The sequence below is a fragment of the Pseudomonas sp. HMSC066A08 genome (assembly GCF_001813025.1).
Taxonomy (GTDB): Bacteria; Pseudomonadota; Gammaproteobacteria; order Pseudomonadales; family Pseudomonadaceae; genus Pseudomonas; species Pseudomonas aeruginosa.
This window is the reverse complement of record NZ_KV811281.1, coordinates 67,183-80,829: the sequence shown is the minus strand read 5'-3', so window position 1 is coordinate 80,829 and position 13,647 is coordinate 67,183. Positions and strand designations below refer to the sequence as shown.

The 13,647-nt window shown below is 68.0% G+C and carries 15 protein-coding genes; 4 read left to right on the top strand and 11 right to left on the bottom strand.

Annotated elements, in window-relative coordinates:
* Window positions 1–10 precede the first annotated feature (10 nt).
* The 3 genes from HMPREF2886_RS07185 to HMPREF2886_RS07175 all read right to left on the bottom strand — a co-directional run bounded on the left by HMPREF2886_RS07185 (window position 11) and on the right by HMPREF2886_RS07175 (window position 2,363).
* Window positions 11–100, bottom strand: coding sequence for a K(+)-transporting ATPase subunit F (locus HMPREF2886_RS07185; protein ID WP_003097848.1), 90 nt, complete (start codon window positions 98–100; stop codon window positions 11–13).
* 187 nt (window positions 101–287) lie between these two features.
* The gene (locus HMPREF2886_RS07180; protein WP_070747015.1) at window positions 288–1,442 is read right to left on the bottom strand and encodes an acyl-CoA dehydrogenase family protein; all 1,155 of its coding nucleotides are present in this window, start codon (window positions 1,440–1,442) and stop codon (window positions 288–290) included.
* Between the two features lie 54 nt (window positions 1,443–1,496).
* A complete protein-coding gene (locus HMPREF2886_RS07175) occupies window positions 1,497–2,363 on the bottom strand; it encodes an IclR family transcriptional regulator (protein WP_033973216.1) in 867 nt (288 codons plus the stop codon).
* Window positions 2,364–2,603: 240 nt separating this feature from the next.
* Here HMPREF2886_RS07175 and HMPREF2886_RS07170 point away from each other — a divergent pair, with 240 nt between their 5' ends.
* The 4 genes from HMPREF2886_RS07170 to HMPREF2886_RS07155 all read left to right on the top strand — a co-directional run bounded on the left by HMPREF2886_RS07170 (window position 2,604) and on the right by HMPREF2886_RS07155 (window position 6,997).
* Window positions 2,604–3,389 carry an enoyl-CoA hydratase gene (locus HMPREF2886_RS07170; RefSeq protein WP_033976315.1) on the top strand — a complete coding sequence of 262 codons (786 nt, stop codon included), beginning with the start codon at window positions 2,604–2,606 and terminating at the stop codon, window positions 3,387–3,389.
* Window positions 3,390–3,392: 3 nt separating this feature from the next.
* On the top strand, window positions 3,393–4,922 hold the full coding sequence (locus HMPREF2886_RS07165) for a 3-hydroxyacyl-CoA dehydrogenase (RefSeq protein ID WP_039027188.1): 1,530 nt from the start codon (window positions 3,393–3,395) through the stop codon (window positions 4,920–4,922).
* 137 nt (window positions 4,923–5,059) lie between these two features.
* Window positions 5,060–5,707 (top strand): FadR/GntR family transcriptional regulator, encoded by a 648-nt coding sequence (locus HMPREF2886_RS07160; protein ID WP_070747013.1) that lies wholly within the window; start codon window positions 5,060–5,062, stop codon window positions 5,705–5,707.
* Window positions 5,708–5,722: 15 nt separating this feature from the next.
* Complete coding sequence (locus HMPREF2886_RS07155; RefSeq protein WP_070747011.1) at window positions 5,723–6,997, top strand: CynX/NimT family MFS transporter; 1,275 nt, start codon at window positions 5,723–5,725, stop codon at window positions 6,995–6,997.
* A 51-nt stretch (window positions 6,998–7,048) separates the two neighbouring features.
* Here the strand turns inward: HMPREF2886_RS07155 and HMPREF2886_RS07150 are convergent, their stop codons facing one another.
* From HMPREF2886_RS07150 to HMPREF2886_RS07115, 8 genes are all read right to left on the bottom strand, one after another.
* Window positions 7,049–8,116, bottom strand: a complete 1,068-nt coding sequence (locus HMPREF2886_RS07150; RefSeq protein WP_003097861.1) for an AI-2E family transporter — start codon at window positions 8,114–8,116, stop codon at window positions 7,049–7,051.
* A gap of 165 nt (window positions 8,117–8,281) precedes the next feature.
* A complete protein-coding gene (locus HMPREF2886_RS07145) occupies window positions 8,282–9,088 on the bottom strand; it encodes a DUF4892 domain-containing protein (protein ID WP_057388305.1) in 807 nt (268 codons plus the stop codon).
* A gap of 8 nt (window positions 9,089–9,096) precedes the next feature.
* Window positions 9,097–9,759 (bottom strand): glutathione S-transferase family protein, encoded by a 663-nt coding sequence (locus tag HMPREF2886_RS07140; protein WP_003087500.1) that lies wholly within the window; start codon window positions 9,757–9,759, stop codon window positions 9,097–9,099.
* 79 nt (window positions 9,760–9,838) lie between these two features.
* Window positions 9,839–10,699, bottom strand: coding sequence for an alpha/beta fold hydrolase (locus HMPREF2886_RS07135; protein WP_033976306.1), 861 nt, complete (start codon window positions 10,697–10,699; stop codon window positions 9,839–9,841).
* A complete protein-coding gene (locus HMPREF2886_RS07130; protein WP_033973229.1) occupies window positions 10,696–11,508 on the bottom strand; it encodes an alpha/beta fold hydrolase in 813 nt (270 codons plus the stop codon). Before HMPREF2886_RS07130 ends, HMPREF2886_RS07135 begins: the two co-directional genes overlap by 4 nt.
* A gap of 101 nt (window positions 11,509–11,609) precedes the next feature.
* Window positions 11,610–12,251, bottom strand: coding sequence for a LysE family translocator (locus HMPREF2886_RS07125; RefSeq protein ID WP_033976305.1), 642 nt, complete (start codon window positions 12,249–12,251; stop codon window positions 11,610–11,612).
* A 40-nt stretch (window positions 12,252–12,291) separates the two neighbouring features.
* Window positions 12,292–13,116: an AraC family transcriptional regulator gene (locus tag HMPREF2886_RS07120; RefSeq protein WP_033973232.1), complete on the bottom strand. Its 825-nt coding sequence runs from the start codon at window positions 13,114–13,116 to the stop codon at window positions 12,292–12,294.
* A gap of 57 nt (window positions 13,117–13,173) precedes the next feature.
* Entirely contained in the window at window positions 13,174–13,611 is a 438-nt protein-coding gene (locus HMPREF2886_RS07115) for a hotdog fold thioesterase (protein WP_003087490.1), read from the bottom strand.
* Window positions 13,612–13,647: the final 36 nt, after the last annotated feature.

Genomic DNA, 13,647 nt, shown 5'->3' with positions numbered 1-13,647 from the left:
GTGCCCTCCCCTAGGCACGGTCGGCGCGTAGCAGCGCCACCAGCAAATAGACGAACAGTCCCGTGGCCAGGGCCAGGGACAACCAATCCAGAACGGTCATGTGTGCGATCTCTCCTTCGAGCGGCCTCTGCCGCTTGAGGGAAAGTCTCCGCAAAGGGGGCGTAAAGAAGCGATTCCGGGCCGCGTCGGACGGCATAAAGAAAGCGTAAAGAGTGGCGCGGACAGCGCCTGGGACAGCAACCGGCCGGGGACTGCGCCACGGCCGGTGACAAGGCGAAGGATCGACGCTAGCCCTGGGCGGCGCGGATCATGTTGCGGGCGATCACCAGTTGCTGGATCTGCGTGGTGCCTTCGTAGATGCGGAACAGTCGCACGTCGCGATAGAAGCGCTCGATCCCGTAGTCGCCGATATAGCCGGCGCCGCCGAAGATCTGCACCGCGCGGTCGGCGACACGGCCGCACATTTCCGAGGCGAATAGCTTGGCGCAGGACGCCTCGGTACCGACATCGCGGCCTTCGTCGCGCTGCCGCGCGGCGTCGATGACCATGCAGCGCGCCGCGTAGGCTTCGGCCTTGCTGTCGGCAAGCATCGCCTGGATCAACTGGAACTCGGCGATCGGCTGGCCGAACTGCTTGCGTTCCAGGGCATAGCGCAACGCATCCTCGAGCATCCGCTCGGCGACCCCCACGCAGACCGCAGCGATGTGCAGGCGGCCCTTGTCGAGCACCTTCATCGCGGTCTTGAAGCCGACGCCCTCGACCCCGCCGATCAACTGGCTGGCAGGCACCCGGCAGTCGTCGAAGATCACGTCACAGGTATGCGCGCCCTTCTGTCCCATCTTGCGATCCGGCTTGCCCAGGGACAGCCCGGGCGTACCGCGCTCGACGACGAAAGCGGAGATTCCGCCGGCGCCACGGATCGCCGGGTCGGTGCGCGCCATCACGGTGTAGATGCCGGCCTGCGGGGCGTTGGTGATGAAGCGCTTGGTACCGTTGAGCACATAGTGCTCGCCGTCACGCACCGCCGTGGTCTTCAGCGAGGCGGCGTCGGAACCGGAGTCCGGTTCGGTGAGGCAGAACGAACTGAGCAGTTCGCCCGACGCCAGGCGCGGCAGGTAGCGCCGCTTCTGCTCTTCGGTGCCGTCGATGACGATGCCCTGGGAGCCGATGCCGTTGTTGGTGCCCAGCAGCGAACGGAACGCCGGCGAGGTCCGCCCCAGTTCGAAGGCGATGCTCACCTCTTCCTCCATGGTCACCCCGAGGCCGCCGTAGGTCTCCGGGATCGACAGGCCGAACAGGCCCATCTCGCGCATGCGGGCGATGATCGCCTCGGGGATGCGGTCGGTTTCCGCCACTTCCTGCTCATGAGGCAGCAGGCTTTCGCGGACGAACTGGCGGATGCTGTCCAGCAGCAGGTTCAGGGTTTCCGGATCACGAATCATGCTCACTCCAATAGGCCCTTAGGCCGGTTGCGATGATTCCGTCACCGGCCTCGGTCAGCGGGTGGCGGCCTCGATGTTGTGGACCATGTGCAGCAGGCGCGGGCCGATGTCGTCCTCCAGTTTCTCGCGCTTGAGGTGGAAACTCGGCCCGCCGCAATTGAACGCCAGCAGCCCATGGCTCTCGTGGTGCAAGGCCACGCCCACCGCGTTGACGTCGCGTTGCCACTCGCCCAGCGACAGGCAGAAACCGTAGTCGGCATAGTCGCGGAAGGCCCGCTCCAGCCCCTTGCGCACCTCCGGCCAGTCTTCCGGGTGGCGCTTGCGAATGTGCCCGAGGATGAATTCCCGCTCGTCCTCCGGCATCGCCGCCAGGCAGGCCCGGCCGATCGCGCTGCGGTGCAGCGAAAGGTGGCTGCCGACCTGGCGACGCATGGTCAGGTTGGCCTCGCCATGCACCACATCGAGGTAGACCATGCTCAGCCGATCGCGGGCCGCCATGGCCACCGCGGCCTTGGCGTAGCCGGCCATCTCTTCCATCAACGGGCGAGCGAGCGCGCGAATCGACAGGTTCGAGAGCATCGCGTAGCCGAACGACATCACCCCCACTTCCAATTGATACTTGCCGCTATGCGGCAGGTGACGCAGATAGCCCAGCCGGGTCAGGGTGTGGGTCAGACGCGACACCGTCGGCTTCGGCAGGCCGGTCTTCTTCGCCAGTTCCTGGTTGCCCAGCAGACTTTCCCGTGGCGTGAAACAGCGCAGCAATTCCAACCCGCGGGCCAGCGCGGTGACGAACTGGCGGTCCTTGAGTTCCTCGTCGTTCTCCTGCATCGGGTCGATCAGCACAGCTTCGAAGGCGGACACTTCCGCTTCCGTACTGGCACCTTCCGCCGGACTCCGGCGCTCGTCATTGCCGCGCATAGTAGGGATCTCTTTTTTCAAAAATCAATAAAACAAAATCATGTTTCGCATAGCGAAATCAATAGTAGAACCCTTCAATTTCAACAATGAAAATAAAATTCTTTTTAAACAATAGGTTGTACAAGTTAAGCGGCTGAAACCCGGCGGGAGTGTTTACAACGCTACGGCTGCCGCCGATTATTTTCGCTAAATCATGAAACCATATTTCGCATAGCGAAATAACAATTCATCGGAGCTTCCATGTCCGCCGATCCTTCGCCGGTGGTTCTGCTCGAATTTCCCGCAGCCGATATCGCCCTGCTTCGCCTCAATCGTCCGCAAGCCAGGAACGCGCTGAACGACGAAGTGCGCCAGCGCCTCGCCACCCACTTCCAGACGCTCGGCGCGGATCCGGCGATCCGCGTCATCGTGCTCACCGGCGACTCGCGCTGCTTTGCAGCTGGCGCCGATCTCCGCGATCTCTCGACGAGCACGGCGATCGGCTTGTACGGTCGCCACGGCGAGCGCTACTGGGAAGCCATCGCGCGCTGCCCGAAGCCGGTGATCGCCGCGGTCAACGGCTTCGCCCTGGGCGGCGGCTGCGAACTGGCGATGCATTGCGACCTGATCGTCGCCGGCGAGTCGGCACAGTTCGCCCAGCCGGAGATCAAGGTCGGGGTGATGCCGGGTGCCGGTGGCACCCAGCGCCTGGTACGGGCGGTGGGCAAGTTCCAGGCGCTGCGCATGCTGTTCACCGGCTGCCTGGTGAAGGCTCCGCAAGCGCTGGCCATGGGCCTGGTCAGCGAAGTGGTGGCGGACGAGTCGACGCTGGCGCGCGCCCTGGAACTGGCCACGGAGATCGCCCGCCTGCCCCCTCTGGCGCTGGCGCAAATCAAGGAGGTGGTCCTGGCCGGTGCCGACCTGCCGCTGGACAGTGCACTGGCCCTAGAGCGCAAGGCGTTCCAGTTGCTGTTCGACTCGCAGGACCAGAAGGAAGGCATGCACGCCTTCCTGGAGAAACGCCCGCCGAACTACCAGGGGAAATAGACGATGCCCGATATTCGTTGTATCGCCGTGGTCGGTACCGGTGCGATGGGCACCGGGATCGCCCAGATCGCCGCCCAGGCCGGCCTGATCGTATGGCTGTTCGACAGTCGCGCCGAAGCCGCCGCCGAGGCACGCCAGCGCCTGCGGCAGACCTTCGAGAGCCTGTGCGGCAAAGGCAAGCTGAGCAGCGCCGCCGCCGAGGCCGCGCAAAACCGGCTGCGGGTGGCGGAACGCCTGGAACAACTGGGTACCTGCGAACTGGTGGTGGAGGCCATCGTCGAGCGCCTGGAGGCCAAGCAGGAATTGCTGCGCCGGCTGGAAGCCATAGTCGCGCCGGAGACCATCCTCGCCAGCAATACCTCGTCGCTGTCGATCACCGCCATCGCCGCCGCCTGCGAGCGGCCGCAGCGGGTCGCCGGCTTTCACTTCTTCAACCCGGTGCCGCTGATGCGCGTGGTCGAGGTGGTCGACGGCCTGGCCAGCGCTCCGGAAGTCGGCGACGCCCTGCTCGCGCTCGCCGCGCGCCTGGGCCACCGCGGCGTACGGACCAAGGACAGCCCCGGCTTCATCGTCAACCATGCCGGCCGCGCCTATGGCACCGAGGCCCTGCGCATCCTCGGCGAAGGCGTCGCCGAATGCGCCGAGATCGACCGTGTGCTGCGCGAGTGCGCCGGCTTCCGCATGGGGCCGTTCGAACTGCTCGATCTTACCGGCCTCGACGTGTCGCACCCGGTGATGGAATCGATCTACCAGCAGTACTACCAGGAACCGCGCTACCGCCCGCACCCGCTGACCCGCCAGTTGCTCGCTGCCGGCCGTCTCGGGCGCAAGAGCGGCCAGGGCTTCTACCGCTACGTCGACGGCCAGCCGCAGGACAAGCCCGGTCCGCAACCGGTGCCGCAAGCCGCCATCCGGCCCCCGGTGTGGCTGGGCTGCGAAAACGAGGACGACCGTCGCACGCTCGCCGGACTGCTGCATCGCCTCGGCGCCGAACCGGAAACCGGCGAACGTCCCTCCGCCGCAGCGCTCTGCCTGCTGGCCGCCTGGGGCGAGGACCTGAGCAGCGCCGTACAGCGCTTCGCCTGTCCCGCCGAGCGCAGCGTCGGCATCGACCTGCTCTGCGACCTCGAGCGCCGGCGCTGCCTGATGCTCTCGCCGCTGACCGCCCCGGCCATGCGCGACGCGGCCCACGCGCTGCTGGCTGGCGACGGCGTCGGGGTCACGGTGCTGCGCGACAGTCCCGGCTTCGTCGTCCAGCGGGTACTGGCGATGATCGTCAACCTCGCCTGCGACATTGCCCAGCAGGGCATTGCCAGCGTCGAGGATATCGACCAGGCGGTGCACCTCGGCCTCGGCTATCCCCACGGCCCGCTGGAATGGGGCGACCGCCTCGGCCCGCGGCGCCTGCTGAGCATTCTCCAGCGCTTGCAGGCGCTTACCGGCGACCCGCGCTACCGGCCCAGTCCCTGGCTGCGCCGACGAGCGCAACTGGGCATGTCCCTGCGCGCCGGCGAAACCGCCGCCGTAGGCTGACGCATCGGCGACCTGGCGGCGCAGCGTCATGCGTCTCGCCGCCAGGCCAACGCTTTTTCCCCGAGCGACGCTTTCCGGGCTTGCAGTTGCCGAGGTATCCTGCGCGCAAATTCATCCGATGATTGGATGTTTCTTCCGTGCCCATTCCTCTCAAGCGCTCCCTGGTGGACATCGCCCTGGAGCAGATCCGCCAGCGCATCGACGCCGGCCATTGGCCGCTCGGCCAGCGCCTGCCGCCGGAGCCGGAACTCGCCGAGCTGCTCGGCATGAGCCGCAACACCGTGCGCGAAGCGGTGCGGGTGCTGACCTTCTCCGGCGTGCTGGAAGTCCGCCAGGGCGACGGCACCTACGTGCGCGCCTGCGCCGATCCGCTGGAAACCATGCTGGTGCTGGCGCGCAGCGCGGTGCAGCACTCCCTGGAGGCACGCGGGATGATCGAGATCGAAGCGGCACGCCTGGCTGCCGTACGCCGCGACGACAGCGACCTGAGCGCATTGCGCGAACATCTCGACGCTTCGCGCCAGCGCTACGGCAGCGCCGACCTGCAGGACTACATCGAGCACGACGTCCGCTTCCACCAACGGATGGTCGATGCCGCCCACAATCCGGTGCTCAGCGAACTCTACCGCTACTTCTCGCAGGTCATCCGGACCTCGCTGGAACGCACCATGACCAACCCACAAAGGGCCCAGCCCTGCTTCGAGCTGCACCAGCAACTGCTCGACGCCATAGAACGCGGAGACCCGGACGCTGCCGCCGCGGCCAACCGCGCACTGCTGATCTGAACCCGGGACAGACCCATGACTCACGCCTTGAATGCCCGGCCGGGAGCGCACCCCGGCCATCCTCCGGAAGAACTGCTGATCGACGCCGAAATCGACGACGAACCAGTCCCGCCGGCGCCGCCGCTACGCCCCTGGCTGCTCCTGCTGGGCCTGGTGCTGGTGGCGCTGAACCTGCGCCCGGCACTGTCCAGCCTCGCCCCCCTGCTCAACCAGGTGCGCGACGATACCGGCCTCTCGGCCGCCGCCGCCGGCCTGCTGACCACCGCTCCGGTACTCTGCCTGGGGTTGTTCGCGCCGCTCGCGCCGCGCCTGGCCCGGCGTATCGGCGCCGAGCGCAGCGTGCTGCTGATCCTCTTCTGCCTGGCCGGCGGCATCGTCCTGCGCAGCCTGTTCCCGGTGTTCGGCCTGTTCGCCGGCAGCGTCCTGGCCGGCGCCAGCATCGGCATCATCGGCGTGCTCCTGCCGGGCATCGTCAAACGCGACTTCCCGCGCCAGGCCGGGGTGATGACCGGGGTCTACACCATGGCCCTGTGCCTGGGCGCAGCACTCGCCGCCGGCGCTACCGCGCCGCTGGAGAAGCTCTTCGGCAACTGGGAACTGGCGCTGGCGTTCTGGTCGCTGCCGGCGATCCTCGCCGCCGCCTTCTGGCTGCCGCAGACCCGCCAGGGCCAGCACGCCCATCGCCAGGCCTTCCGTGTCATCGGCCTGTGGCGCGACCCGCTGGCCTGGCAGGTCACGCTGTACATGGGCCTGCAATCGTCCCTGGCCTACATCGTCTTCGGTTGGCTGCCGTCGATCCTGATCGACCGCGGCATGACTCCGGTGGAAGCCGGCCTGGTGCTGTCCGGCTCGGTGATGCTGCAACTGATCACCGCCCTGCTCGCGCCCTGGCTCGCCGCTCGCGCCAGGGACCAGCGCCTGGCGGTGGTGCTGGTGATGGCGACCACCCTCGCCGGCCTGCTCGGCTTCCTCTATGCGCCGCTCCAGACCATCTGGGGCTGGGCGGTCCTGCTCGGCCTCGGCCAGGGGGGTACCTTCAGCATCGCCCTGGCGCTGATCGTCCTGCGCTCGCGCGACGCCCACGTCGCCTCGCATCTGTCAGGCATGGCCCAGGGCGTCGGCTACACCCTGGCGGCCATGGGGCCGTTCATGGTCGGCGTGGTCCACGACCTGACCGGCGGCTGGAACGCGGTCGGCTATATCTTCATCGGCGTCGCCATCGCCGCCACCCTGTTCGGCCTCGGCGCCGGGCGCAGCCAGTACGTGGGGGCCCGCAGCGAACACCTGTAGCCCCGCAGACGCCAAAAGCCCCGCATCGCGGGGCTTTTTCTCCTTCGTCACTCAGGCATCCGGGCCGCGCCCTTCGGCGGGCGGCGTCCGCGGCGTGCTGGCGATCCAGTCGCTGAGCAGGTTGTAGGCCACTGCCAGGAGGATCGGGCCGAGGAACAGGCCCATGAAGCCGAACGCCAGCAGGCCGCCGAACACCCCGAGCAGCACCACCACCAGCGGCAGGTTGCCGCCACGGCTGATCAGGTAGGGTTTGAGGATGTTGTCCACTCCACTGATGATGAAGAAGCCCCACAGGCCGAGGAACACCCCGTGGCCATAGTCGCCCTTGAAGAACAGCCAGGCGGTGGCCGGGCCCCAGACCAGCGGCGGGACCATCAGCAGGCTGCAGGCGAAGGTCAGCAGGCCGAGCAGCATGGCTCCCGGTACGCCGGCGATCATGAAGCCGATCCAGGCCAGCAGGGCTTGCGCCGCGGCGGTACCGATCACCCCGTTGACCACCCGCTGTACGGTGCCGGCGACAAGGTCGCGATAGTGCTCCGCGCGGTTGCCGATCAGGCGTTCCAGGGCACGGTGGACGATGGACTCCAGGCGCGGCCCGTCGCGGTAGAAGAAGAAGATCAGGATCAGGCTGAGGACCAGTTCCAGGATCCCTCCGCCGATCTTCGCGCTGCGCGCCAGCAGCCAGTTGCCGACCTCGCCGACATAGGGCTTGAGCACGTAGAAGAACGCCACGCCCTGTTGGTCGATGGAATCCCACCAGCCGATCAGGCGGTCGCCGATCAGCGGGACGCCGGCCATCCACGAAGGCGGCGGCGGCAGGCCCTCGACCTGGAGATTCTTCAGCAGCTCCATCAGCGAGCGAACGTTGTCCGCCAGGCCGAAGCCGAGCCAGATCAGCGGCAATGCCACCAGGACGATCCAGCCCAGGGTCAACAGGCCCGCCGCCAGCGACTCGCGGCCACCGAGCAGGCGCGTGAGCATGCGCATCAGCGGCCAACTGGCGAAAGCCAGCACCGCGGCCCAGAACAGCGCCGACCAGAATGGCGCCAGCACCCAGAGACTGGCACCGAGCAGACCGAACAGCAGCACGCGAAGCAACAGCCGATCGTTATCGAACATCAAGGCAGGCCTTCCTCAAAGGGGGATACACCGATAGACAGCGCTCGGCGTGCGCCGTTTCCAGCCGGAGCGTGGGGCGCGGGGGAAAGGCAGTCTACTCTGGAGGGCGGCCTTGCCGAAGGCATTTTCGCCATCGCCCGGGCCCGCAGGCCCGGGCGAACGCGTTCAACGCAGCCAGTTGAGGTGCAGGCCCTCGACCTCCGACTGGCCCAGCTCCATGCGGCTGTTCAGCACGCCCTGCCCGCGCAGGGCGTCGCGCCACTCCTGGGCGTGCTGGCCGGACAGCTCGACCCGCACCCCGGTATCCAGGCGCAGGGTCCGCACCAGCAGCTCCAGCCAGGAGCCGGCCGGGTCCGCCGGCACATGGCTGAGGGTCAGTTCGCCGTTGGCCTTGAGCAGGCGCAGCAGGGTCGCCGGGCTCGGCAGCAGTTCCCCCAGCGGCGCATCGGCCTTGAGCTCCTCGGCCTGCAGGTAGGCGCGGCGATTGCCACGGGTGATCGAGTAGACCGCCACCAGGCTGTTCTCCTGCGGCGCCGCCAGGCGCACCAGCAGGTAGGCCTGCTGCTCGTCCGGGCCGTACAGCTTGGCATTGCCGAACACGGCGTTGGCCAGCAGGCTGCTGGAGCCGCAGTCGCGTCGCTCGCACCAGAACAACGGCGTGGCGTCGGCCTTGAGCAGCGCGGTGCGCGCCGCGGCGAACGCCTCCTGGCTGCTGTGCTCGGGCGGCAAGCGGTAGGTCAGTGCGGTCAGCTCGCCTTCGGCGCGCACCTCGCCCTCCATGCGCAGGCGACCGCTGATGCGGCTGATCGCCCCTAGCGGGTAGATCCGTTCCTCGCTCGGCGCCTGGCGGAAGTCGACGATCTCGGCGCGCGGGAAGCGCGGCAGGATGTCCAGGTCATGGCTGCCGGGAAGGTCGGCGGCCAGCGCCGAAAAGCTGAAAACGCCCAGGGATAGCAACAGGAACCCTCGCATACCGGCCCTCAACGGGTCAGCATCGACTGGGCGGTACGGATGGCGTCGTCGCCCTCTTTCTCCCGCCGCGGCACCAGCAGTCCGCGCTGCACTGCGGGACGCGCCTCGATGGCGGCGATCCAGCGCTGCAGGTTATCCAGCCCGTCGACGGCGACACCGGACCAGTCGTGGATGCGCACCCAGGGATAGGTGGCGATATCGGCAATGCTGTAGTCGCCGGCGAGGTACTCGGCCTCGCCCAGGCGACCGTCGAGAACTTCGTAGAGGCGCCGGGTCTCATGCTGGTAGCGGTCGATGGCGCCCTGCAACTTCTCCGGGAAATAACGGAAGAACACGTTGGCCTGCCCCTGCATCGGGCCGACCCCGCCCATCTGGAACATCAGCCACTGGATCACCCGCGAGCGGCCCTTGACGTCGGCGGGCATCAGTTGCCCGGTCTTCTCGGCGAGGTAGATGAGGATCGCGCCCGACTCGAAGACGGCGAAGTCGTCGTTGTCGCGGTCGACGATGGCCGGGATGCGACCGTTGGGATTGATCCTGAGGAATTCCGGAGCCTTCTGCTCCTTCTTGTCGAACGACAGCGCGTGCACCCTGTAGGGCAGGCCCATTTCCTCGAGGGCGATGGAAACCTTGTGGCCGTTCGGCGTGGCGGCGGTGTAGAGATCGATCATGGGGTGACTCTCCGTAGCGATCCGTCCAGCCTTACGGCTGGACCCGGAATAGTCAAGGAAACAACGGCAAGCCGGTGTTTCAGCGCGCGAAGAAGGCCGCGAAGACCCCGGCCACCGCCTGCGCCCCGGCCTCGTCGTCCAGATGCAGGTGATGCCCGCCCGGCAGGTGGTGCCGCTCGAACGGCAGGGTCTCCAGCAGCGCCCGCATGCGCGGCTCCACCGCCAGCATGCCCTGCTCGGCCAGTACCAGGCTGACCGGGCACTCCACGCTGCGCACGAAGTTCAGCGCGTGGGCCTGGGTCAGGCGCAGCGGCGACGGTAGGGTCAGGCGCGCGTCGGTGCGCCAGGTATAGCCACCGGGCACCGGTTCCAGGCCGCGCTGGGCGAGTAGTTCGGCGGCCTCCCGGGAGATCTCGCCGACCCCGCGCATCCGCGCTTCCACGGCTTTTTCCAGCTCGGCATAGACCGGCTTGCGCTTGTGGCGTAGCGCCAGTTGCGCCTTCAGCGCTTCACCGAGCTTCTGCGGCGCCTTGTCGGCTTCGCCAGTGTAGGGAATCAGGCCATCGATCAACGCCAGCCGCTCGATGCGCTCGGGCAAGGCCCCGGCGAGCAGCACCGAGACGATGGCGCCCATCGAGTGCCCCAACAGGGAAAAACGCTCCCAACCCAGTTGCTCGGCCACCATCAGCACGTCCAGCGCGTAGTCCCAGAGCAGGTAGCTGGCACCCTCGGCACGATGCGCGGAATGCCCGTGGCCGGCGAAGTCGAGGGCGACGATACGCAGTCCGGCGAGCTTCGGCGCCAGGCGCGAGAAGCTCATGGCGTTGTCCAGCCAGCCATGCAGGGCGATCACCGGCTTGCCGTCCGGCGGACCGAACAGATGCGCGGCCAGTTCGATGTGCGGCAGGCTGATGCGTACTTCCTCGACCTGCAGGCTCATGCCGAGCGCTCCTCGGTCGCCCGCGACCAGCGACCGAACACGCCTTTCAGCAGTTCGGCGGTTTCCCGCGGACGCTCCAGCGGGAACATGTGGCCGCCGGGCAGCGACATGAACTCGCCGCGCGGCATCGCCCGGATCAGCCGGGTGTGGTGCGGCAACACCACCTTGCTGTGTCGCCCACGCACCATCGCCAGCGGCACCTGCAACTGCCGCGGACGCCCCGGACTGCTGTGCGGCACGCTACGGTAGATGCTGATCTCGGTGGCCGGATCGAAGCGCAGGCGCAGGCCGGAACCGCCGCCGCTGTCGGCCAGCCCGTGGCGTACGTAGGCCTCCAGGCAATCGGGGTCGAAACGGCGGAACAGCGCCTTGCCGGAGAAGTACGCCCGCGCCTCTTCCAGGTCGGGGAACGCCTCGCGACGCCCCAGGGTGCGCCCGGCCGGAGTGATCCGGTCGATGAAGCCGAAGCGCTTGGCGGCACGGATCACCAGGCGGTCGGCGAGGGTCAGCACCGGCGAATCGAGCATCACCACGCCGCGGTAGAGTTCCGGCCGGCGCAGCGCCGCGTGGTAGTGCAGCACGCCGCCGAGGGAATGGCCGACGCCCCAGACCGGCTGTTCCAGGCTGGCGAGGTGGTGCAGCAGTTCGTCCACCAGGTTGTCCCAGTTGTCGTTCACCGGAAAACGCGGGTCGTGCCCGTGCATTTCCAGGTGATCCACCCGGTACTCCGGCGCCAACGCCTCGAACAGCTTGGCGTAGGTAGCCGACGGGAAGCCGTTGGCGTGGGCGAAGAAAACCGATTGCGACATGCGCGACGTCTCGACAGGGCTGATGCCAGGGATTCTCCGGCAGCCTCGCCGAGGCGGCAATGGCTTTGCCGGCTGCCTTGCACGGCGAAGCGGCCAAAACCTCAGGCAGAGCGGACGAGATGCTCGAGGATCGCCGCCGCCACCAGCAGGAACACCACCCCGCAGGCCGCGTCCAGCCAAGGCACCGCGCGCAACAGGCGGGCCTGCAGGGCCGGGCGGGTAAGGGTCAGGCTGAGCAGGCCGAACCAGCAGGCGCCCATGCCGAACAGCAGCGCCGCCACCGCCAGCTTGCCGCCGAGCGACATCTGCGCGGGAATCAGGCTGCCGAGCAGGGCGATGAAGAACACCAGCGCCTTGGGATTGAACAGATTGGTCGCCACCCCGCGCAGCCAGGGCCCCAGGGGCGACGGCGGCAGCGCCCCGTCGAGCCGGCCCGGCTGGCCGTCGCCGCGCCGCAGCCAGGCGCGCAGCGCGCCGATGCCGAGCCAGGCCAGGTACAACGCGCCGAGCGCCTGCAGGGTGGCGAACAGCACAGGCGTACGGCTGAGCAGCAGCGACACGCCGGTCAGCACCAGGGTGGTATGCAGGAGAATCCCGCAGGCCAGCCCCAGCGCGCTGGCCAGGCCGGCTCGCCGCCCCTGGTGCAGGGACGTGCGCACCACCAGGGCGACATCGGGACCGGGGCTGACCAGGGCTATGGCGAACACCGCCGCCAGGGTCAGCAAGACAGACAATTCCTGCATGGCTACTCCATGAAAAAGGGATCGGAAAGGAAAACGCGAATCAGCGCTGACGCAGGCGCGCCGGCGGTAACCCATAGGTGCGCCGGAACAGACGGCTGAAGTGCGCCTGGTCGTAGAAACCGAACTGCTGGGCCACCTGGCTCAACGGCTGCTCGCCGCGCAATACCAGCGGCAAGGCGCGCTCCAGGCGCAGTTGGGTCAGCCACTGGTGCGGCGGCAGGCCGCAGTGACGGCGGAAGCGCCGCAGCGCCTGCCAGGGGCTCAGGCCACAGAAGGCGGCCAGTTCCTCCAGGTTCGGCGGGTACTCCAGGCGCGACTCCAGCCAGTCGCGCAGCCGCGTCCAGTCGCGCTGGCCGAAGCCTTCCCGGTCGTCCTCCTCCAGGCGCAGGCTGCTGCCCAGGCTGAGCAGGCAGGCCAGCGCCTGCCAGAGGTGCTCCTCCAGGGCCAGACGGTTCTCCAGCGCCGCCGCTCCGCCGAGCATGCCCAGGTGCAACTGACGCAGGCGCTGCTGTAGACGCTCGTCGCGGACCAGGCTGCTGGTCAGGCGCGGCGCCCCCCGCCGGCCGTCGCTGAAGTCACGGCTGGCGCGCTCCAGCCAGTCGGCATCGAGCGCCAGGACGCGGATACGGTAGCCCTCCTCGCCGGCGCTGCTGCCGTCGTGGATGCTTTCCGGCGCCATCAGCAACGCGTCGCCGGCCCCGGCCAGGCGCCGTTCGCCGCCGGCTGCATAGCGATGCCGGCCCTGCAACAGCAAGCCGATGTGGTACTCCAGGTGGAAGTGCCTGGGAAAGGAAAAACGGTTGTGCTCGGCGTCTATCAGGCGTACGCCGGGAATCCCGCTGCTGAGATGGGTGATCTGCTCCATCCCGCTACTCTACCGCCAGCGGGACGGAACGATCTTGGACAAAATTGCGGACCGCGCTCAGCCCGCCCTGCCCGCCAACGGAACCACCGCCATGGTCAGGCGGGCGATGCAGCTCGGCTTGCCGTCGTCGCCACTGAGGCGAATGTCCCAGACGTGGGTAGTGCGTCCCAGGTGGATCGCCCTGGCCACCGCGGTGACCCGGCCGCTGCGCAGGCCGCGCAGGTGGTTGGCATTCACTTCCAGGCCGACGCAGTAGTACTGGCTGGTATCGACGCACAGGTAGCTGGCCATCGAGCCCAGGCTTTCCGCGAGGACCACCGAGGCGCCACCATGCAGCAGGCCGAACGGCTGGTGGGTACGCGAGTCGACCGGCATGCTGGCGGTCAGCGACTCGTCGTCGAAGGCTTCGAAGCGGATGCCAAGCAGGTCGCCGATGCTGTTCTTCTGCGAGGCGTTCAGTTGCTCCAGGTCGGGCGTTTGTCGCCAGAGGCTCATGGGAATTCCTTGCGCAAGGGGGAAGCCCGGAAGGGC

Excerpts from the sequence above, each read along its gene's own strand:
- HMPREF2886_RS07170 (WP_033976315.1), top strand. The coding sequence starts at position 2,604 with ATGTCCGCCGATCCTTCGCCGGTGGTTCTGCTCGAATTTCCCGCAGCC.
- HMPREF2886_RS07185 (WP_003097848.1), bottom strand. The coding sequence starts at position 100 with ATGACCGTTCTGGATTGGTTGTCCCTGGCCCTGGCCACGGGACTGTTC.
- HMPREF2886_RS07175 (WP_033973216.1), bottom strand. The coding sequence starts at position 2,363 with ATGCGCGGCAATGACGAGCGCCGGAGTCCGGCGGAAGGTGCCAGTACG.
- HMPREF2886_RS07140 (WP_003087500.1), bottom strand. The coding sequence starts at position 9,759 with ATGATCGATCTCTACACCGCCGCCACGCCGAACGGCCACAAGGTTTCC.
- HMPREF2886_RS07155 (WP_070747011.1), top strand. The coding sequence starts at position 5,723 with ATGACTCACGCCTTGAATGCCCGGCCGGGAGCGCACCCCGGCCATCCT.
- HMPREF2886_RS07125 (WP_033976305.1), bottom strand. The coding sequence starts at position 12,251 with ATGCAGGAATTGTCTGTCTTGCTGACCCTGGCGGCGGTGTTCGCCATA.
- HMPREF2886_RS07135 (WP_033976306.1), bottom strand. The coding sequence starts at position 10,699 with ATGAGCCTGCAGGTCGAGGAAGTACGCATCAGCCTGCCGCACATCGAA.
- HMPREF2886_RS07145 (WP_057388305.1), bottom strand. The coding sequence starts at position 9,088 with ATGCGAGGGTTCCTGTTGCTATCCCTGGGCGTTTTCAGCTTTTCGGCG.
- HMPREF2886_RS07120 (WP_033973232.1), bottom strand. The coding sequence starts at position 13,116 with ATGGAGCAGATCACCCATCTCAGCAGCGGGATTCCCGGCGTACGCCTG.
- HMPREF2886_RS07115 (WP_003087490.1), bottom strand. The coding sequence starts at position 13,611 with ATGAGCCTCTGGCGACAAACGCCCGACCTGGAGCAACTGAACGCCTCG.
- HMPREF2886_RS07180 (WP_070747015.1), bottom strand. The coding sequence starts at position 1,442 with ATGATTCGTGATCCGGAAACCCTGAACCTGCTGCTGGACAGCATCCGC.
- HMPREF2886_RS07165 (WP_039027188.1), top strand. The coding sequence starts at position 3,393 with ATGCCCGATATTCGTTGTATCGCCGTGGTCGGTACCGGTGCGATGGGC.
- HMPREF2886_RS07150 (WP_003097861.1), bottom strand. The coding sequence starts at position 8,116 with ATGTTCGATAACGATCGGCTGTTGCTTCGCGTGCTGCTGTTCGGTCTG.
- HMPREF2886_RS07130 (WP_033973229.1), bottom strand. The coding sequence starts at position 11,508 with ATGTCGCAATCGGTTTTCTTCGCCCACGCCAACGGCTTCCCGTCGGCT.